Raw genomic sequence first — 18,323 nt, forward strand, 5'->3', positions numbered from 1 at the left:
TCTTTGCGGGTCTGTTTGCGCTTACCGGCATACTCGGCGTCGGCGAAGGTCATCTGCTTCATTGGAAAACTCGGCGGGTGGAATCCGGGCATTTTGCCAAAATCAGGAAGTCTTCTTCAGAGTTTCCCTAAGCGACTTTGACAGCCTGGGCACTTCACCCTTCGGCCTCAAGCTCGACACAGGAGTGAACAAGACCGGGCAGATCAAGGCCGACGGCCAGGTGCAACTGACCCCGACCACGGCCAAGCTGCAGGTTGCCACCCGCGATATCGACCTGCGCCTGGCGCAGACCTACCTGAGCCCCTTCGTGCGTCTGGAACTGCGCAGCGGTAAGCTCGGTAGCGACCTGGCGGTTGATCTGCAGAGCGTGGAACCGCTGGCCTTCAGTATTGGCGGGCAAGCCGAGATCAACCAGCTGCATACTCTCGACACGCTAAAGGACCGCGACTTCCTCAAATGGCAGCAAGTGCTGGTGGAAGGAATCGACTATCAACACGGCAAGGGCCTGGTGATCGGGCAGATCAAACTGCAGCAGCCTTATGTGCGCTTTATCATCAATGAAGACCTGACCACCAATATCAGCGATCTGATGATTCCACAGCCGGCAGAGGCCAACGCCAAACCCGCTGCAGCGAGTAAACCGCTGCCGATGCGCATCGGCGGTATCAGCATCAAGGACGGTTCGGCGAACTTTGCCGACTTCAGCCTGACGCCTAACTTCGCCACGGCCATTCAGCAACTCAACGGCAAGATCGGCACACTCGACAACCAGAGTCCGAAAACCGCCAGCGTCGATATTCAGGGCAAGGTCGACAAGTACGCGCCCGTCAGCATCAAAGGCAAGCTGACGCCGTTCGACCCGATGAACAGCCTGGATATCGCCACCAGCTTCAAGAATGTCGAACTGACCACCCTCACGCCCTACTCCGGCAAGTTCGCCGGCTTCCGCATCCGCAAGGGCCGCCTCAACCTCGACCTGCATTACCAGATCGAGAAAGGCCAGCTCAACGCCGAAAACAAACTGCTGCTGGAAGACCTGCAGCTGGGCGAAAAAGTCGACAGCAAGGACGCCATGGACCTGCCAATCCGCCTGGCCATTGCCCTGCTCAAAGACACCGACGGCAATATCAGCATCCAGCTGCCCGTGCAGGGCGACCTCAACAGCCCGCAGTTCAGCGTTATGCCCATCGTCTGGCAAACCCTGCGCAACCTGGTGCTGCGCGCCGCGCAGGCACCGTTCAAATTTATCGGCGGCCTGGTCAGCGGCGGGAGTGAAGTTGACCTCAGCACCGTGCGCTTCAATGCCGGTGACAGCGAGCTCGACGGCGACGCACAGAAGGCGCTGGACACGCTGGCCAGCGCCCTGAAGGAGCGTCCGACCCTGCGCCTGGAAGTCGAAGGCATGAGCGCGCAGAGCAGCGACGGCCCACCACTGGCTGCTGCGCGCCTGGAGCGCGAATACCAGAACACCTGGTACAAGATGCTGCAACGCCGTGGGGAGGATGTACCTGCCGAAGCCAGTGAGCTGGTGGTGGATGAGGACGACAAAGCCGTACTGCTCGAAGGCATCTACCGCACCCGCCTCAAACAGCAGCCGCCAGCCGAGTGGGCCGAACTGCCCGACGAAGAGCGCAGCGTGAAGATGCGCGAAGGTGTGCTGCAATCCTGGGCACAAAGTGAACTGCTACAGCGTCAGCTGGCCCAGGCGCGAGCGGCAGAAATAAAGAGCTATCTGGTCGAGCGCGGCGGCCTGGCCGACGAACGTATTTACCTGCTGGATGTCAACATGGCACAGGCTGACGCCAATGGCCGCGTCGCCACTACCCTGCATCTCGGCAGCGAGTAAGGTCTCCGTCATATGCGTGCATTGGCTACAACGCTGCTCCTCGCCCTGACGGGCGCGTCGTCTCTGGCTCAGGCTGAGACCTTGCGCTGCGGCAGCCAACTGGTAAGCCTGGATGACCGACGCTTCGAGGTGCTGCAGAAATGCGGCGAACCAGCCTTCCGCGATCTGGTCGGCTATTCGCTCGGGCCAAGTGAACGGCGCGAATACCAGATCGAGGAATGGGTCTACGGCCCCGATAACGGCATGCTCAGTATTCTCACCTTCGAAGGCACGCGCCTGCGCGCCATCGAACGCCGTCGTAGTCGCTAATAGATGAAAGCTTTTATCAGCGCCCTGCTATTACTTGTGCCCTTCTGTGCACAGGCCTCATCGACTCTGCGATGCGACAGCGGGCTGGTCAGCCTTGATGACACCACTAGTGAAGTCAGCAGCAAATGCGGCGAACCCCTGAGCCGTGACTTTCTCGGCTACCGCGAAGTGCTGGATGAATACGGTTTCTACAATGAAGTCGCGGTCGAAGAATGGTCATACGGACCGCGCAACGGCATGTACCAATTTCTGCGCTTTCAAGGCAATCGACTGATCAAGATCGACAGTAAACGCGGCAACTAGCAACACCTAACACTCACCAAACCAACGATAGGGACATTACACCATGCAACGGATAGCACTTAGCCTCTCCCTGCTGCTTCTGGCAACCAGCGCCCAGGCCAGCACCCTGCGCTGTGAGAAGGGCATCGCCAGCACCGGCGACCGCACCACAGAGGTCGCCAGCAAATGCGGCGAACCGATTGCCCGCGACATGCTGGGCTACACCCTGGATGCCCACGGCAATAACGAGTTCCTCGTCGAAGAGTGGGTCTATGGCCCGCGTAACGGCATGAACTACTACCTGCGATTCGAAGGTGGCCGCCTGAAGAGCGTTGAAAGTAAACGCGGCAGCTAAGCCTTTCCATAAGAGCCACAAAAAAGCCCCGCAGGTTATGCCTGCGGGGCTTTTTTACGCCTGATTACAGCTTGCTGCTGAAATCGCGCAGCTCATCCTGAGCCTTTTCCTTGGTCCAACCGTAACGCTCTTGCAGCTTGCCGGCCAGGTACTCGCTATGACCTTCGGCGACATTCAGGTCATCATCGGTCAGGTTGCCCCAACGCTCCTTGATGCGACCATTGATTTGCTTCCACTTGCCTTTGATTACGTCAGCATTCATCTGCTTGTCCTCGTCGTTGAGTGGCTGCCAGGCCTATCGCAGCGCCTGGCACGCTTCCATGGATTACTGAGCGGTTTTCAGCGCTTCGGCGGATACAGCGCTCACACCTTTGATCTCACCTGCCCTGGCAATGGCCAGATCACGTTCAGCAGAGCTGGCAACAACCCCGGAAAGCGTAACAACGCCCTTATTGGTTTCGACCTTGATGTCGATACCACTCAAGCTGCTGTCGGCCAGGAAGGTCGATTTCACCTTACTGGTGATCCAGGTGTCGGAAACCGCATCTTCTGCTTTATCCATCGTCTCACTGGCGGCCAGCAGGGTTGGTTGCACGGTCGGGGTGTCCGCAGCCATAACCGGCCCGGCGAGCAACAGACCCAGCGCGGTAGCGGTCATGGCGGTTACTGCGAAATGCTTGATTGGCTTTTTCATAAATAATGCCTCCTGCGTGTACTGAACAATCTGCAAGCCACTACGAGCTGCAGTCTCCCCAGTACTATCGCAAGCGCTATGCCAACCTTCTTAAAATAAAATAATCTATAAATATCAATAGCTTAAAAACAAATTAGATGAACCTGCCTCGTGCAATCTGCATGCTAGGGCCAAACGAGCAAGGCATATTGCACGACAGCTGCGACCTCTATAGGCGACGAGGGTAAACGCTTTATCTACAGGCAAAAAAAGAGGGCCCCGAAGGGCCCTCTTTTCTGCTGTTTAGCAACGCGGCGATTAAACGCCCGAAGCCTTGGCAGCAGCTACATCCTTGATCGACAGCTTGATACGGCCGCGGTTGTCCACGTCCAGTACCAGTACTTCAACTTCCTGACCTTCTTTCAGAATGTCAGTCACTTTCTCAACGCGAGCGTCGCTCAGCATGGAGATGTGCACCAGACCGTCTTTGCCCGGCAAGATGTTAACGAATGCGCCGAAGTCGACGATGCGCTCAACCTTGCCGACGTAGATCTTACCGATCTCGGCTTCCGCGGTGATGCCCAGTACGCGCTGACGCGCAGCCTCGGCCGCTTCCTTGGTTTCGCCGAAGATCTTGATCGAACCGTCGTCTTCGATGTCGATCGACGCCTTGGTTTCTTCGCAGATAGCGCGGATGGTTGCACCACCTTTGCCGATCACGTCGCGAATCTTGTCCTGGTCGATCTTCATCGCGATCATGGTTGGGGCGTTAGCCGACAACTCGGTGCGCGAGGTTGCGATGATCTTGTTCATCTGACCGAGAATGTTCAGGCGTGCTTCCAGGGCCTGATTCAGGGCGATTTCCATGATCTCTTCGGTGATGCCCTGGATCTTGATGTCCATCTGCAGCGCAGTAACGCCATTGGCGGTACCGGCTACTTTGAAGTCCATGTCGCCCAGATGATCTTCGTCGCCGAGGATGTCGGTCAGAACGGCGAATTTCTCGCCTTCTTTAACCAGACCCATGGCGATACCAGCAACCGGCGCCTTCATCGGCACACCGGCATCCATCAGCGCCAGGGATGCACCGCAAACCGAAGCCATGGAGCTGGAACCGTTGGACTCGGTGATTTCCGAAACCACACGGATGGTGTACGGGAACACGTCAGCAGCAGGCAACATCGCCTGTACCGAACGACGCGCCAGACGACCGTGACCGATTTCGCGGCGACCGGTAGCGCCCATGCGACCACACTCGCCCACCGAGTAAGGCGGGAAGTTGTAGTGCAGCATGAAGGGGTCTTTCTTCTCGCCTTCCAGGGTGTCGAGCAGCTGTGCGTCGCGCGCGGTACCGAGGGTGGCAACCACCAGAGCCTGAGTTTCGCCACGGGTGAACAGTGCCGAACCGTGGGTCTTGTCCAGTACACCGACTTCGATGTTCAGGCCACGCACAGTGCGGGTGTCACGGCCATCAATACGCGGCTTGCCGTTAACGATGTTCTCGCGCACGGTGCGGTATTCGATTTCGCCGAAAGCGTCTTTGACTTCAGCAGCAGAAGGCTGGCCTTCTTCACCGGAGAACTTGGCAACGATTTCATTGCGCAGCTCACCCAGACGGGCATAACGCTCGTGCTTGACGGTGATGGTGTAAGCCTGGGAGATCGCCTCGCCGAACTCGCTACGGATAGCGTTCAGCAGTGCAGTGTTCTCAGCTTTTGGCTGCCAGTCCCACGTCGGTTTGGCGGCTTCAGCAGCCAGCTCGGCAACAGCGTTGATCACCACCTGGAATTCGTCATGGGCGAACAGTACAGCGCCCAGCATCTGGTCTTCGGTCAGCTCTTTAGCTTCCGATTCAACCATCAGTACGGCGTCTTTAGTGCCGGCTACGACCATGTCCAGGCTGGAGGCCTTGAGTTGCTCGTAAGTCGGGTTCAGCAGGTAGCCGGTTTCCGGGTGGAAGGCTACGCGCGCAGCACCGATCGGACCGTTGAACGGGATGCCGGAGATGGCCAGCGCAGCCGAGGTACCGATCATCGCAGCGATGTCCGGATCGGTCTTCTTGCTGGTGGAGATCACGGTGCAGATGACCTGCACTTCGTTCTGGAAACCTTCTGGGAAGAGCGGACGGATCGGACGGTCGATCAGGCGCGAAGTCAGGGTTTCCTTCTCGGAAGGACGGGCTTCACGCTTGAAGAAACCGCCGGGGATCTTGCCGGCTGCATAGGTTTTTTCCTGGTAGTGCACGGACAGCGGGAAAAAGCCTTTGCTTGGGTCAGCAGTCTTGGCACCGGTTACGGCGACCAGTACGGCGACGTCGTCGTCAACGGTGACCAGTACTGCGCCGGAGGCTTGACGGGCGATACGGCCTGTCTCGAGGGTAACGGTCGATTGACCGAACTGGAACTTCTTGATTACCGGGTTCACGGTGTTTTCCTTCTCTTTGTTGCCCTTGGGGAAAGCGTTTCTTGCAGCCGTTGTTCAGCATATGAACAGACGGGTCTTACAGAATGAGTGGGCGGTTACGGGAATCGGACCCGCTATCGTCCAAAACAGCCAAAGCAGAAAAGCAAAAGCTGGAAGCAGGGTAAACCCCACTTCCAGCTTCGGCAGTCAGCTACGCGTAAGCATTGCTTAGCGACGCAGACCCAGGCGACCGATCAGGGCGCTGTAACGACTGGTGTCCTTACCCTTCAGGTAGTCCAGCAGCTTACGACGCTGGTTAACCATACGGATAAGACCACGACGGCTGTGGTGATCTTTACCGTTGGCCTTGAAGTGGCCTTGCAGCTTATTGATGTTGGCGGACAGCAGTGCAACTTGCACTTCCGGGCTACCGGTGTCGCCAGCAGCTTGCTGGTAGTCAGTTACGATTTGGGCTTTTTCTTCAACGCTGAGTGCCATGGGGCAATCCTCTCAGTTAAGAAACGGCTGCAAAGCAACCATTTCAATAGGCCGGGAATCGCTTCCCGTGTTTTTAAGTGAGGTATGACCGTGCCTATTAACAGCCACCCTCGATACACGCACACCAGAGCCGAAACCCCAGGCCTGCGCTACGGTCATGCAGACCGAATCAAACGACGCGGCGCAATGCGCCCGTCTTCGCTCACCTCACCGATACCGATAAAGCGACCGTTGTGATCTTGCACCCGAACCATACCGAACTTCGGCGCTTCCGGGGCGCGTACCGGCTGCCCTTGCAGCCAGTAGAACGAACTGTGCTCGGAGAACTGCAGCAGCGGCCAGTGTTGCAGACCGCTGTCGACCGGTTGCAGGAACTGGTCAACGGCCTCATTACCACCTTCGCCATGCACCCGCTCCAGCTCTTCGAGCGTCACGGTGCGGCTTAGGTCGAACGGGCCGGCTTTGGTTCTGCGCAGCTCAGCTACATGTGCACCACAACCCAGCAGGTGGCCAATGTCTTCGACCAGCGTGCGGATATACGTGCCTTTGCTGCAATCGACCGCCAGGCGCGCTTGCTCCGCTTCGCAGTCCAGTAATTCCAGGCGCGCAATAGTAACAGAACGCGGCTCACGCTCCACTACTTCACCGGCACGGGCCAACTTGTAAAGGGGCTGCCCGTCACGCTTGAGCGCCGAGTACATCGGCGGTATCTGGCTGATTTCACCACGAAAGCCGGGTAGCGCCGCTTCAATATCGGCGCGACCAACGGTCACTGGGCGACGCTGTAGCACCTCACCTTCGGCATCAGCCGTGGTGGTGGTGACGCCCAGTTGCATCAGGGTTTCGTAGCCTTTGTCGGCATCCAACAAGTACTGGGAGAATTTGGTCGCCTCGCCGAAGCACAACGGCAGTACGCCAGTGGCCAGGGGATCGAGGCTACCGGTGTGCCCAGCCTTTTCAGCATTCAGCAACCAGCGCACCTTCTGCAGCGCGGCGTTGGAGCTGAAGCCCTTGGGCTTATCCAGCAGGATGATGCCATCGACGGCACGACGAATACGTTTGACCTGGGCCACGCGCTTACTCCTTGGCCTCGGGTTCATCTTCGTGCTGGCGGTCTTCACTGACCGCGCGCTCGATCAATGCCGACAACTGCGCACCGCGAATCACGCTTTCGTCGTAATGGAAACGCAGGTTCGGCACGCTGCGCAGCTTCATTGCCTTGCCCAGCTGCATGCGCAGGAAGCCGCTGGCATCGTTGAGCACCTTGATGCTTTGCACGACGGGATCGACACCCTCTTCAGGCTCACCACCCATGATGGTGACAAACACCTTGGCGTGGCTGGAGTCGCGGCTGACTTCCACCGCAGTGATGGTCACCAGGCCGCCAAGACGCGGGTCTTTGACTTCAAGGCGGATCAACTGCGCCAATTCGCGCTGTATCTGGTCGCCGATGCGCTGAGCCCGGCTAAATTCTTTGGCCATTTCTTACTACCTTCACTCGTCGCGCTGCCTGAAAGCAGCGGACCTAAAAGCGGCAAACGCCCGGCCGCGCAAATGCGGGGCCGGGCGCTGCGTGTTGCGACTCGTGCTTACAGGCTACGAGCCACTTGGACTTTCTCGAACACTTCGATCTTGTCGCCGACCTTAACGTCGTTGTAGCTCTTCACGCCGATACCGCACTCCATGCCATTACGCACTTCGGAGGCATCGTCTTTGAAGCGACGCAGGGATTCCAACTCGCCTTCGAAGATCACCACGTCGTCACGCAGTACACGGATTGGACGGTTACGGTAGACCGTACCTTCAACCACCATACAACCGGCAATCGCACCGAATTTCGGCGAACGGAACACGTCACGCACTTCGGCAATACCCAGGATATTCTCGCGAACATCGCTGCCGAGCATGCCGGTCAGGGCCTTCTTAACGTCTTCGATGATGTCGTAGATCACGTTGTAGTAACGCATATCCAGACCTTCCTGCTCGACGATCTTGCGCGCGCCGGCATCAGCACGCACGTTGAAACCGAACAGTACAGCGTTGGAGGCCAGCGCCAGGTTGGCATCGGACTCGGTGATACCACCGACGCCGCCACCGACCACACGCACCTGCACTTCATCGTTACCCAGGCCGCTGAGCGAGCCTTGCAGCGCTTCCAACGAACCACGGACGTCGGATTTGAGGACGATGTTGAGCGTCTTCTTCTCTTCCTGGCCCATGTTCTCGAAGATGTTTTCCAGCTTGCCGGCGTGAGCACGGGCCAGCTTCACTTCGCGGAACTTGCCTTGACGGAACAGAGCGACTTCGCGTGCCTTCTTCTCGTCAGCCAGCACGCTCATGTCGTCGCCAGCATCCGGGGTGCCGTCCAAGCCGAGAATCTCGACTGGAATCGACGGGCCCGCTTCTTTGATCGGCTTGCCGTTCTCGTCGAGCATGGCGCGGATACGGCCGTAGTTGGAACCGATCAGCACCATATCGCCTTGGCGCAGAGTACCGTCCTGAACCAGTACGGTCGCAACCGGACCGCGGCCTTTATCCAGACGCGATTCAACCACAACACCACGACCTGGGGCCGACGGAGTGGCTTTCAGCTCGAGGATCTCGGCTTGCAGCAGTACGGCTTCGAGCAGTTCGTCGACACCGGTACCGACTTTCGCCGATACAGGAACGAACGGCGTATCACCGCCCCACTCTTCCGAGGTCACACCGTGCACAGACAGCTCGCTACGAATGCGATCAAGGTCAGCGCCCGGCTTGTCGATCTTGTTCACTGCAACCACCAGCGGCACGCCAGCTGCCTGTGCATGCTGAACGGCTTCAATGGTCTGCGGCATCACGCCGTCGTCCGCAGCCACCACGAGGATGACGATGTCGGTCGCCTTGGCACCACGGGCACGCATGGCGGTAAACGCGGCGTGACCAGGGGTGTCGAGGAAGGTGACCATGCCACGCTCGGTTTCTACGTGGTAGGCACCGATGTGCTGGGTGATACCGCCAGCTTCGCCAGCCGCCACCTTGGCGCGACGAATGTAGTCGAGCAGCGAAGTTTTACCGTGGTCAACGTGACCCATTACGGTCACAACCGGCGCACGAGCAAAGGTCTCGCCTTCGAACTTCAGCGACTCAGCCAGGGAGTCTTCCAGGGCGGTGTCGCTGACCAGGGTAACTTTGTGACCCAGCTCTTCAGCAACCAACTGGGCAGTTTCCTGATCCAGCACCTGGTTGATGGTCGCAGGGGTACCCAGCTTGAACATGAACTTGATGATTTCAGCGGCTTTGACCGACATCTGCTGAGCCAGATCGCCCACAGTGATGGTCTCGCCAATCTTCACTTCACGCACGATCGGGCCTGTCGGGCTCTGGAAGCCGTGAGCATTACGCTTCTTCAGCTTGGCCTTGCCACGACCGCCACGACGGAAGCTGTCGCTTTCTTCGTCGATGGTGCGCGGAGCAACACGTGGCGCCGGAGCCTTCTCCTTGACGCTCGGACGATGCTGGGTGGTCTTGCGCTCACCACCACGACGATCGGCATCATCATTGCGCGCTTTATCTGGACGACGCGGTTCATCTTTCTTGCGCTCGTCTGCTGCAGGAGCAGCCATTACCGGCAGCTCAACCGCTACAGCCGGAGCGGATTCAACCACTGCTTCGCCAGCAACTGGCGCAGAGGCCGGGCGCTGCGCTTCTTCTGCGGCGCGACGCTTGGCTTCTTCATCAGCCTTAGCCTTGGCAGCATCAGCTACAGCGCGCTGTTCAGCCAGCTCACGCTGCTTCTCAGCTTCGATCTCTTCAGCACTGCGTTTGACGAAGGTCTTCTTCTTGCGCACTTCAACACTGATGGTCTTACTGCCAGCAACCCGCAGGGTGCTGGTAGTTTTGCGCTGCAAAGTAATTTTGCGCGGCTCTTCTGTTTTGCTGTCGCCGTGACTGCTCTTGAGATGGGCCAACAGGGCCTGTTTCTCACTGTCAGTGACTGCTTGATCAGCACTTTTGTGTGGCAAACCTGCCTCACTCATCTGCTGCAGCAGGCGTTCAACCGGTGTATTGACCACTTGGGCCAGTTCTTTAACCGTGACTTGCGTCATGCATTTCTCTCCTCAGGCCGCAACTGCTTACTCGAACCAATGGGCTCGGGCGGCCATGATCAACTTGCCGGCTCGCTCAGCGTCGATACCGTCGATGTCGAGCAGGTCATCAATAGACTGCTCGGCCAGGTCTTCGCGGTTAACAACGCCGCGCACTGCCAGTTCATGCGCAAGCGCCTTATCCATCCCCTCAAGCGAGAGCAAGTCTTCGGCTGGGTGGGCATCTGCCAGCTTTTCCTCGTTCGCGATGGCTTTGGTCAGCAGGCGATCTTTGGCGCGAGCACGGAGCTCATTGACGATATCCTCGTCAAAACCATCGATGCTGAGCATCTCTTCCATCGGCACATAGGCAATTTCTTCAAGGCTGGTGAAGCCCTCTTCGACCAACACCTGGGCCAGTTCTTCGTCGACTTCCAGCTCATCGATAAAGCGCTGCAGGATGTCGCCTGTTTCTGCTTGCTGCTTGGCCTGAATGTCCGCCTCGGTCATCACGTTCAGGGTCCAGCCAGTCAACTGACTGGCCAAACGTACGTTTTGACCGCCACGGCCAATGGCCTGAGCAAGGTTGTCTGCGCCAACAGCGATGTCCATGGCATGGGCATCTTCGTCAACGATGATGGCTGCAACCTCGGCCGGCGACATGGCGTTGATCACGAACTGCGCGGGATTGTCATCCCACAGCACGATGTCTACACGCTCGCCAGCCAACTCGCCGGAAACCGCCTGCACGCGAGAACCACGCATGCCGATACAGGCACCCTGCGGGTCGATACGCTTGTCTTTGGAACGCACAGCCAACTTGGCGCGCGAACCCGGATCACGGGACGCGCCCATGACTTCGATCAGCTCTTCGGCAATTTCCGGCACCTCAATACGGAACAGCTCGATGAGCATTTCCGGGGCGGTACGCGAAAGGATCAACTGCGGACCGCGGTTCTCGGTGCGAATTTCCTTGAGCAGAGCACGCAGGCGCACACCAACACGGAAAGTCTCGCGGGAGATGATGTCTTCGCGCGCCAACATGGCTTCGGCGTTGTTACCCAAGTCAACGATCACGCTGTCACGGGTGACTTTCTTCACGGTGCCGGAGATGATTTCACCCAGGCGCTCGCGGTAAGCCTCGACCACCTGAGCGCGCTCAGCTTCGCGGACTTTCTGCACAATCACTTGCTTGGCGGTTTGCGCGGCAATACGACCGAACTCGATGGACTCGATCTTCTCTTCCAGCACGTCACCAACTTTGGCGTTGGCTTCGACTGCACGCGGCATGTCCGTGGTGACCTGGTGTGCAGGATCATCAAAGTCACTTTCTTCAACCACTGTCCAGCAGCGGAATGTTTCGTAGTTGCCAGTCTGACGATTGATCGCCACACGCAACTCCACTTCGTCTTCAAAACGCTTTTTGGTAGCAGTGGCTAAAGCCAGCTCCAGCGCTTCAAAAATTACGCTCGCCGGTACACCCTTTTCGTTGGATACCGACTCAACAACCAGCAGTACTTCTTTGCTCATCGTACGCCTCGCCTTTCGCAATCCATTGGATCCGCGCTATCCGCGCCACTTGCGCGGGATCCGCGTCTCAATCAAACCTGGGGATAATGTTGGCCTTGTCGATCATGTCGATCGGCAACAGGAATTCATGGTCATCCACCTGCACCACCACGTCCTGCTCTTCCACACCGCGTAGAAGGCCCTGAAAATTGCGTCGACCTTCAAAAGGTGACCGCAGCTTGATCTTTACTTGCTCACCGGCATGGCTGGCGAACTGTTCAAGTGTGAACAGCGGCCGATCCATACCTGGCGAGGACACCTCAAGGGTGTACTCAGCGCTGATCGGGTCCTCGACATCGAGCACGCCACTGATCTGCCGACTGACAATTTCACAGTCCTCGATCAACACGCCGTCAGGCTGTTTATCAATATAAATTCGCAGCAGAGAATGCCGCCCTTGTGACAGGAACTCGACACCCCAACATTGGTAGCCAAGGGCCTCGACTACCGGGGCCACCAAGGCCTGCAACTGTTCTAGCTTGCTCGACACCTGAACCCCTCGCGCATGCTGTAGAAATAAAAAATGGGCGAATCGCCCATCATCGAACCGCCCTCTAAAGGCCGGTAAAGCTGTCATCCAGCTAGCAAAAAGCCCCTTGAAAGGGGCTCCTCTGCAACTCAATGCGGGGGCTGGTTTAACCCAGCCAGCTTCGGACTTAACATCCGAGGAGCGACTTTGCTGCTCATTCCCACATCAAAGCTGGGGCCGGATTATACGACCTAACCCTGCACAGGGTCAATCGACACTCCAGCAACAAAAAGACCCGCATCAAGCGGGCCTTCCTGAAAAATGGTACCGAGAAGGGGACTCGAACCCCTACAGCCTATGGCCACTACCACCTCAAGGTAGCGTGTCTACCAATTCCACCACCTCGGCAAAATCGTTTACTGCATACAACCTATTACTGCTGCTCTGGAGCCTGAGGTACGTCCGCCGCTTCAACTGCCGGCTTAGCTGCATCAAGAACAGGTACATCTTCAACAGCCGGCTTAGCCTGCTGCACTTCCAGGACTGCTGGATCAGGCAAACCAACCTGAGCCATGCCATCAGCTTTGTCTTTAGCAAAGAACGCTAAACCCAAGCTAGTCATGAAAAAACCGGCGGCAAGTATAGCAGTAACTCGACTCAGAAAGGTAGTACTTCCTTGGCTACCGAATACGGTAGAAGAAGCACCCGCACCGAACGAGGCACCTGCATCTGCGCCTTTACCCTGCTGCAACAAAACCAGCGCAACAACACCGATGGCGCCCAGCAGATGAAGAACAACGATAACTGTTTCCAGCATTTCTTTAGCTTCCTGCGGCGCGACAAATCGCACCGAACTCATCCGCATTCAGAGAGGCTCCACCTACAAGCCCCCCATCGATATCCGGCATACCGAACAACTCGGCAGCACTGGCGGCCTTGACGCTGCCACCATAAAGAATTCTTACCTTGCCAGCCAACTCAGGACTTTTCGCCGCCAACTGCGCACGAATCGCAGCATGCACTTCCTGCGCTTGCGCAGGCGATGCAGTCAAGCCAGTGCCAATAGCCCAAACCGGCTCATACGCGATGACCGCAGCGGAAAACACTTCCACACCTAAAGCATCAATCACGGCAGACAACTGCGCCGCAACCACTTCAAGCGTCTGGCCCGCCTCACGCTGAGCAAGGGTCTCACCGACACACAGCACTGGGAGCAAACCCGAAGACTGCGCCGCAGCAAATTTGCGCGTCACAACTTCATCACTCTCACCCAGCAGCAACCTACGCTCGGAGTGACCGACCAGCACCAGCGAACAGCGCGCGTCATGCAACTGACTTGCCGCCACTTCACCAGTCAAAGCACCTTGCTGCGCTTCGGTTGCGCAATCTTGCGCACCTACCGCAACAGCCTTGCCTGCCAAACCATCAACCACCTGGCCAAGATGCAAACAAGAGGGAAAGACCGCTACATCTACACCAGCAGGCAACGCCTGCTGATTGAGACCGTTGATCAGCTCTACGACGCTGGCGCGGGTACCGTGCATTTTCCAGTTACCAGCAACCATTGGGCGACGCATGCTTTACCTCGTCGGTCAAAGAGGGCGCAGATGTTACCCAACAGCTACCAGACTGGCAAGCCGAATCAAGCACATACATCCGCAACAACTTTAGCCAATTCATCGGCATAGCCGCGCACTTGGCCTTCGTCATCACCTTCAACCATAACTCGCACCAACGGCTCGGTGCCGGATTTACGCAGCAACACCCGCCCACGACCGGCCATCTGCTCGGTTACCCGCGCACTGGCCTGCTGCACAGCCGGATGCTCCAACGGATCAACACCACCAGCAAAGCGTACGTTCACCAGCACCTGCGGACACTTCTGCATACCCAAACGCGCCTCGCCCAATGTTTGCTCACGGCGCTTAAGAGCCATCAACACCTGCAGCGCAGCGATAATTGCATCACCAGTCGTGGTGTGCTGGAAACACACCAGATGCCCCGAGTTCTCACCACCCAACTGCCAGTTGCGCGACAGCAACTCGGCAATCACGTAGCGGTCACCGACCTTGGCCCGCACAAACGGAATGCCCAGATCAGCCAAAGCCAGCTCCAACCCGAGGTTACTCATCAGCGTACCGACGACGCCGCCCTGCAGCTTGCCGCGCTCCAGCAGATCGCGAGCGATGATAAACAGCAGCTCATCCCCATCAACTACAGCGCCTGAGTGATCGACCATTAACACACGGTCCGCATCGCCATCAAAGGCGATGCCCAGATCAGCCTGCTGCGCCAGCACTTCGGCCTGCAAGGCCTCGACGTGGGTCGAGCCGCAGTTATCATTGATATTCAAGCCATTGGGCTGGGCTGAAAGCACAGTGACCTGCGCCCCCAACTCACGGAATACGCTAGGTGCAACCTTGTACGCCGCACCATGGGCACAATCGACGACGATCTTCAGCCCGGCGAAGTCGGTACTGCTCGGCACACTGCTCTTACAGAATTCGATATAGCGCCCGGCGGCATCGTTGATTCGCGAGACCTTGCCCAGCTGCTCGGACTCGACCACCGTCATCGGCTGATCAAGCAACTCTTCGATCATCAGCTCAATTTCGTCCGGCAGCTTGGTGCCCTGCCCGGAGAAGAACTTGATGCCGTTGTCATGATGGGGATTGTGCGAGGCACTGATAACGATTCCGGCCTCGGCATGGAAAGTACGGGTCAAGTAGGCAATTGCTGGCGTCGGCATCGGGCCGAGCAGCATCACATCCGCGCCGGCCGCGGACAAACCAGCCTCCAAGGCAGACTCGAACATATAACCGGAGATGCGCGTGTCCTTGCCGATCAAAATGCGGCACTTGCCCTGCTTGCGAAATGCCATCCCGGCTGCCCAGCCGAGCTTGAGCATGAATTCCGGGGTTATAGGGAAGTCACCGACACGCCCACGAATACCGTCAGTACCAAAATATTTTCTACCCATCCCACAATTCCTTCTAACTTATTCGGCCGCTTCAACCGCGGCGATCATCCTTACCACATCAACTGTTTGCGCCACATCGTGCACTCGCAGGATGTGCGCGCCCTTGCTCAGCGCCAACGCAGCCAAGGCCAGACTGCCATATAGGCGCTCGCCCACTTCATGCCCTAGCACCTTGCCGATCATACTCTTGCGCGACACCCCGACCAGCAAAGGCCGACCCAGCGCATGTAGCGCCTGCAGGTGCTTGAATAGCGACAGATTGTGCTCCAGGGTTTTCGCAAAACCAAAACCCGGATCAAGAATGACGCGCTCAGCCCCAACCCCAACCGCTGCGCAGGCCGTCAGCCGCTCAAGCAGAAACTCGCGCACTTCTGCCACGACATCAGGGTATTGAGGGTTCTGCTGCATAGTGGTGGGCTCACCGCGCATATGCATCAGGCACACCGGCAAACCGCTATCCGCCGCCGCATCCAGCGCACCATCGCGCTGCAATGAACGCACGTCATTGATCAACCCAGCACCCAGCCGCGCAGTTTCGCGAATGACTGCTGGCGTTGAGGTGTCCACCGAAATGATCACATCCAGCTCGCGGGCAATGGCCTCAACGACGGGCGCAACCCGCTCCAGCTCCTCAACGGGAGAAACCGCACGAGCGCCAGGGCGCGTCGACTCACCACCCACATCAATCAGTGTCGCCCCCGCCTTAAGCATCGCCTCGGCATGACGCAAAGCAGCATCACGCTGGCCATAGCGCCCACCATCGGAGAAGGAGTCAGGAGTGACGTTGAGGATGCCCATCACTTGCGGACGGCTTAAATCAAGAAACCGGCTGCCACAGGGGAGCCGGTCGAAGGTTGGCGCAACAGACATGGAAAACCTTATAGCTCGGCGGCTGGACCACCAATTGGCTTCTCTGTGGACTCTGCGACTTCAACTGGCGCAGTCGGCGTGCCGTTGTTGTCGTCACCGCCCTGCCAGCCTTTCGGCTCACGCGGCGCGAGACCATTCATAATGTCTTCGATCTGCTCGGCATCAATGGTTTCGTACTTCATCAACGCTTCGGCCATTGCATCGAGCTTGTCGCGGTTTTCCTGCAACAGGCGCTTGGCGGTGCCGTAGCACTCATCAATGATGCTGCGTACTTCCTGATCGATCAATTTGGCGGTGTCGGCAGAGACGTTGCTCTGATTACTGCCCATGCTACGACCAAGGAAAACCTCACCCTCTTCTTCCGCATACATCAGCGGGCCGAGCTTTTCCGACAAGCCCCATTTGGTGACCATGTTCTTGGCCAACTGGGTGGCGCGCATGATGTCATTGGACGCACCAGTGGTGACGCCATCGAAGCCTAGAGTCATTTCTTCGGCGATACGGCCACCGAACAGCGAGCAGATCTGACTGGTCAGCGCACGCTTGCTAAGGCTGTAACGGTCTTCCTCGGGCAGGAACATTGTCACACCCAAGGCGCGACCGCGCGGAATGATCGACACCTTGTAGACCGGATCATGCTCAGGCACCAACCGCCCGACAATCGCGTGACCAGCTTCGTGGAAGGCGGTATTGAGCTTTTCTTTGTCCGACATGACCATGGTTTTGCGCTCGGCGCCCATCATGATCTTGTCTTTGGCCAGCTCAAACTCTTTCATCTCGACCACACGCTTACCGGCACGGGCAGCGAACAGCGATGCCTCGTTGACCAGATTCGCCAGGTCGGCACCGGAGAAGCCCGGCGTACCACGCGCAATGACGGCTGGCGCAACGTCTTCGCCCATTGGCACTTTGCGCATATGCACTTTGAGAATCTGCTCGCGACCACGGATGTCCGGCAGACCCACCACGACCTGACGGTCAAAACGACCCGGACGCAGCAAGGCTGGGTCGAGCACGTCAGGGCGGTTGGTAGCAGCGATAACGATGATGCCATCGTTCATTTCGAAGCCATCCATCTCTACCAGCAACTGGTTGAGGGTCTGTTCACGCTCGTCGTGACCGCCGCCCATACCAGCACCACGATGGCGACCCACAGCGTCGATCTCGTCGATAAAGATGATGCACGGCGCGTGCTTCTTGGCTTGCTCGAACATGTCACGCACACGGGATGCACCGACACCAACAAACATTTCCACGAAGTCCGAACCAGAAATGGTGAAGAACGGCACTTTGGCTTCGCCAGCAACCGCCTTGGCCAGCAGTGTCTTACCGGTACCTGGCGAGCCAACCATCAACACGCCGCGCGGAATACGCCCACCCAGACGCTGGAATTTGCCCGGATCACGCAGGAATTCAACCAGCTCGCCGACTTCTTCCTTGGCCTCGTCGCAACCGGCGACGTCAGCGAAGGTGGTTTTGACCTGATCTTCCGAGAGCAGGCGCGCCTTGCTCTTACCGAAACTCATCGGCCCGCCTTTACCGCCCGCGCCACCTTGCATCTGGCGCATAAAGAACATGAACACGGCGATGATCACCAGAATCGGGAAGCTGGCGACCAGCAGCTGAGTCCAGATGCTCTGCTGCTCAGGCTGCTTGCCGACGATCTCGACGTTGTTGTCCATCAGGTCCTTAATCAGGCCATTGTCCTGAATCGCCGGACGCACGGTCTCGAACGAGGAACCATCGGTACGGGTACCGCTAATGATGAAGCCATCAACTGTCACTCGCTTAACGCCGCCATCCTGAACCTGCTGGATAAACTGCGAATAATTGAGTTTGTTCGACTCAGTTGGGCTGGAAAAATTGTTCATCACCGTCACCAAGACGGCGGCGATGATCAGCCACAGGACCAGATTCTTTGCCATGTCGTTCAATTAGCTACCCTCTGAAGCAGGCCCCGTGTCGAAGCGCACTTCGCATGACGACCAGTTATGTACCGATCTAA

At 57.7% G+C, this 18,323-nt stretch carries 17 protein-coding genes, 1 tRNA gene and 1 pseudogene; 4 read left to right on the forward strand and 15 right to left on the reverse strand.

Annotation, left to right across the window (positions count from 1 at the left end; genetic code table 11):
* Positions 1-121: 121 nt before the first annotated feature.
* The 4 genes and pseudogenes from HBN63_RS08245 to HBN63_RS08260 all read left to right on the forward strand — a co-directional run.
* Positions 122-1,846 (forward strand): annotated as a pseudogene (locus HBN63_RS08245) (DUF748 domain-containing protein); the annotation flags it as partial.
* A gap of 12 nt (positions 1,847-1,858) precedes the next feature.
* Complete coding sequence (locus tag HBN63_RS08250; protein ID WP_167147759.1) at positions 1,859-2,155, forward strand: DUF2845 domain-containing protein; 297 nt, start codon at positions 1,859-1,861, stop codon at positions 2,153-2,155.
* Positions 2,156-2,158: 3 nt separating this feature from the next.
* Positions 2,159-2,458, forward strand: a complete 300-nt coding sequence (locus HBN63_RS08255; protein ID WP_160088684.1) for a DUF2845 domain-containing protein — start codon at positions 2,159-2,161, stop codon at positions 2,456-2,458.
* A gap of 43 nt (positions 2,459-2,501) precedes the next feature.
* A complete protein-coding gene (locus HBN63_RS08260) occupies positions 2,502-2,792 on the forward strand; it encodes a DUF2845 domain-containing protein (protein WP_170049074.1) in 291 nt (96 codons plus the stop codon).
* Positions 2,793-2,856: 64 nt separating this feature from the next.
* Here the strand turns inward: HBN63_RS08260 and HBN63_RS08265 are convergent, their stop codons facing one another.
* The 15 genes from HBN63_RS08265 to ftsH form a co-directional block, all read right to left on the reverse strand.
* Entirely contained in the window at positions 2,857-3,054 is a 198-nt protein-coding gene (locus HBN63_RS08265) for a CsbD family protein (RefSeq protein WP_090256042.1), read from the reverse strand.
* Between the two features lie 63 nt (positions 3,055-3,117).
* Complete coding sequence (locus tag HBN63_RS08270) at positions 3,118-3,486, reverse strand: BON domain-containing protein (RefSeq protein WP_170049075.1); 369 nt, start codon at positions 3,484-3,486, stop codon at positions 3,118-3,120.
* A 297-nt stretch (positions 3,487-3,783) separates the two neighbouring features.
* Entirely contained in the window at positions 3,784-5,889 is a 2,106-nt protein-coding gene (pnp, locus tag HBN63_RS08275; protein WP_090255985.1) for a polyribonucleotide nucleotidyltransferase, read from the reverse strand.
* 207 nt (positions 5,890-6,096) lie between these two features.
* The gene (gene rpsO, locus HBN63_RS08280; RefSeq protein ID WP_090255984.1) at positions 6,097-6,366 is read right to left on the reverse strand and encodes a 30S ribosomal protein S15; all 270 of its coding nucleotides are present in this window, start codon (positions 6,364-6,366) and stop codon (positions 6,097-6,099) included.
* Between the two features lie 155 nt (positions 6,367-6,521).
* Positions 6,522-7,439 carry a tRNA pseudouridine(55) synthase TruB gene (truB, locus tag HBN63_RS08285; protein ID WP_170049076.1) on the reverse strand — a complete coding sequence of 306 codons (918 nt, stop codon included), beginning with the start codon at positions 7,437-7,439 and terminating at the stop codon, positions 6,522-6,524.
* Between the two features lie 4 nt (positions 7,440-7,443).
* Positions 7,444-7,848 carry a 30S ribosome-binding factor RbfA gene (gene rbfA, locus HBN63_RS08290; RefSeq protein WP_090255982.1) on the reverse strand — a complete coding sequence of 135 codons (405 nt, stop codon included), beginning with the start codon at positions 7,846-7,848 and terminating at the stop codon, positions 7,444-7,446.
* Between the two features lie 107 nt (positions 7,849-7,955).
* On the reverse strand, positions 7,956-10,451 hold the full coding sequence (gene infB, locus HBN63_RS08295; protein ID WP_170049077.1) for a translation initiation factor IF-2: 2,496 nt from the start codon (positions 10,449-10,451) through the stop codon (positions 7,956-7,958).
* Positions 10,452-10,478: 27 nt separating this feature from the next.
* Positions 10,479-11,960, reverse strand: coding sequence for a transcription termination factor NusA (nusA, locus tag HBN63_RS08300; protein WP_090255980.1), 1,482 nt, complete (start codon positions 11,958-11,960; stop codon positions 10,479-10,481).
* A 67-nt stretch (positions 11,961-12,027) separates the two neighbouring features.
* On the reverse strand, positions 12,028-12,489 hold the full coding sequence (rimP, locus tag HBN63_RS08305; protein ID WP_090255979.1) for a ribosome maturation factor RimP: 462 nt from the start codon (positions 12,487-12,489) through the stop codon (positions 12,028-12,030).
* A gap of 301 nt (positions 12,490-12,790) precedes the next feature.
* Positions 12,791-12,876 (reverse strand) — tRNA-Leu (locus HBN63_RS08310).
* 25 nt (positions 12,877-12,901) lie between these two features.
* Positions 12,902-13,285 (reverse strand): preprotein translocase subunit SecG, encoded by a 384-nt coding sequence (gene secG / locus HBN63_RS08315; protein WP_090255978.1) that lies wholly within the window; start codon positions 13,283-13,285, stop codon positions 12,902-12,904.
* Between the two features lie 4 nt (positions 13,286-13,289).
* The gene (tpiA, locus tag HBN63_RS08320; protein WP_170049078.1) at positions 13,290-14,045 is read right to left on the reverse strand and encodes a triose-phosphate isomerase; all 756 of its coding nucleotides are present in this window, start codon (positions 14,043-14,045) and stop codon (positions 13,290-13,292) included.
* Positions 14,046-14,110: 65 nt separating this feature from the next.
* A complete protein-coding gene (gene glmM / locus HBN63_RS08325; protein ID WP_090255976.1) occupies positions 14,111-15,448 on the reverse strand; it encodes a phosphoglucosamine mutase in 1,338 nt (445 codons plus the stop codon).
* Between the two features lie 18 nt (positions 15,449-15,466).
* Positions 15,467-16,318 (reverse strand): dihydropteroate synthase, encoded by an 852-nt coding sequence (gene folP, locus HBN63_RS08330; protein WP_090255975.1) that lies wholly within the window; start codon positions 16,316-16,318, stop codon positions 15,467-15,469.
* Between the two features lie 8 nt (positions 16,319-16,326).
* Entirely contained in the window at positions 16,327-18,243 is a 1,917-nt protein-coding gene (ftsH, locus tag HBN63_RS08335) for an ATP-dependent zinc metalloprotease FtsH (RefSeq protein WP_170049079.1), read from the reverse strand.
* Positions 18,244-18,323 lie beyond the last annotated feature (80 nt).

The organism is Pseudomonas sp. WS 5011, from assembly GCF_012985775.1.
Classification (GTDB): Bacteria; Pseudomonadota; Gammaproteobacteria; order Pseudomonadales; family Pseudomonadaceae; genus Aquipseudomonas; species Aquipseudomonas peli.

Bases quoted from the DNA above. Each gene is read 5' to 3' on its own strand.
- infB (WP_170049077.1), bottom strand. From the start codon at position 10,451: ATGACGCAAGTCACGGTTAAAGAACTGGCCCAAGTGGTCAATACACCG.
- nusA (WP_090255980.1), bottom strand. From the start codon at position 11,960: ATGAGCAAAGAAGTACTGCTGGTTGTTGAGTCGGTATCCAACGAAAAG.
- rbfA (WP_090255982.1), bottom strand. From the start codon at position 7,848: ATGGCCAAAGAATTTAGCCGGGCTCAGCGCATCGGCGACCAGATACAG.
- tpiA (WP_170049078.1), bottom strand. From the start codon at position 14,045: ATGCGTCGCCCAATGGTTGCTGGTAACTGGAAAATGCACGGTACCCGC.
- ftsH (WP_170049079.1), bottom strand. From the start codon at position 18,243: ATGGCAAAGAATCTGGTCCTGTGGCTGATCATCGCCGCCGTCTTGGTG.
- HBN63_RS08255 (WP_160088684.1), top strand. From the start codon at position 2,159: ATGAAAGCTTTTATCAGCGCCCTGCTATTACTTGTGCCCTTCTGTGCA.
- HBN63_RS08250 (WP_167147759.1), top strand. From the start codon at position 1,859: ATGCGTGCATTGGCTACAACGCTGCTCCTCGCCCTGACGGGCGCGTCG.
- secG (WP_090255978.1), bottom strand. From the start codon at position 13,285: ATGCTGGAAACAGTTATCGTTGTTCTTCATCTGCTGGGCGCCATCGGT.
- HBN63_RS08260 (WP_170049074.1), top strand. From the start codon at position 2,502: ATGCAACGGATAGCACTTAGCCTCTCCCTGCTGCTTCTGGCAACCAGC.
- rpsO (WP_090255984.1), bottom strand. From the start codon at position 6,366: ATGGCACTCAGCGTTGAAGAAAAAGCCCAAATCGTAACTGACTACCAG.
- folP (WP_090255975.1), bottom strand. From the start codon at position 16,318: ATGTCTGTTGCGCCAACCTTCGACCGGCTCCCCTGTGGCAGCCGGTTT.
- glmM (WP_090255976.1), bottom strand. From the start codon at position 15,448: ATGGGTAGAAAATATTTTGGTACTGACGGTATTCGTGGGCGTGTCGGT.
- HBN63_RS08270 (WP_170049075.1), bottom strand. From the start codon at position 3,486: ATGAAAAAGCCAATCAAGCATTTCGCAGTAACCGCCATGACCGCTACC.
- HBN63_RS08265 (WP_090256042.1), bottom strand. From the start codon at position 3,054: ATGAATGCTGACGTAATCAAAGGCAAGTGGAAGCAAATCAATGGTCGC.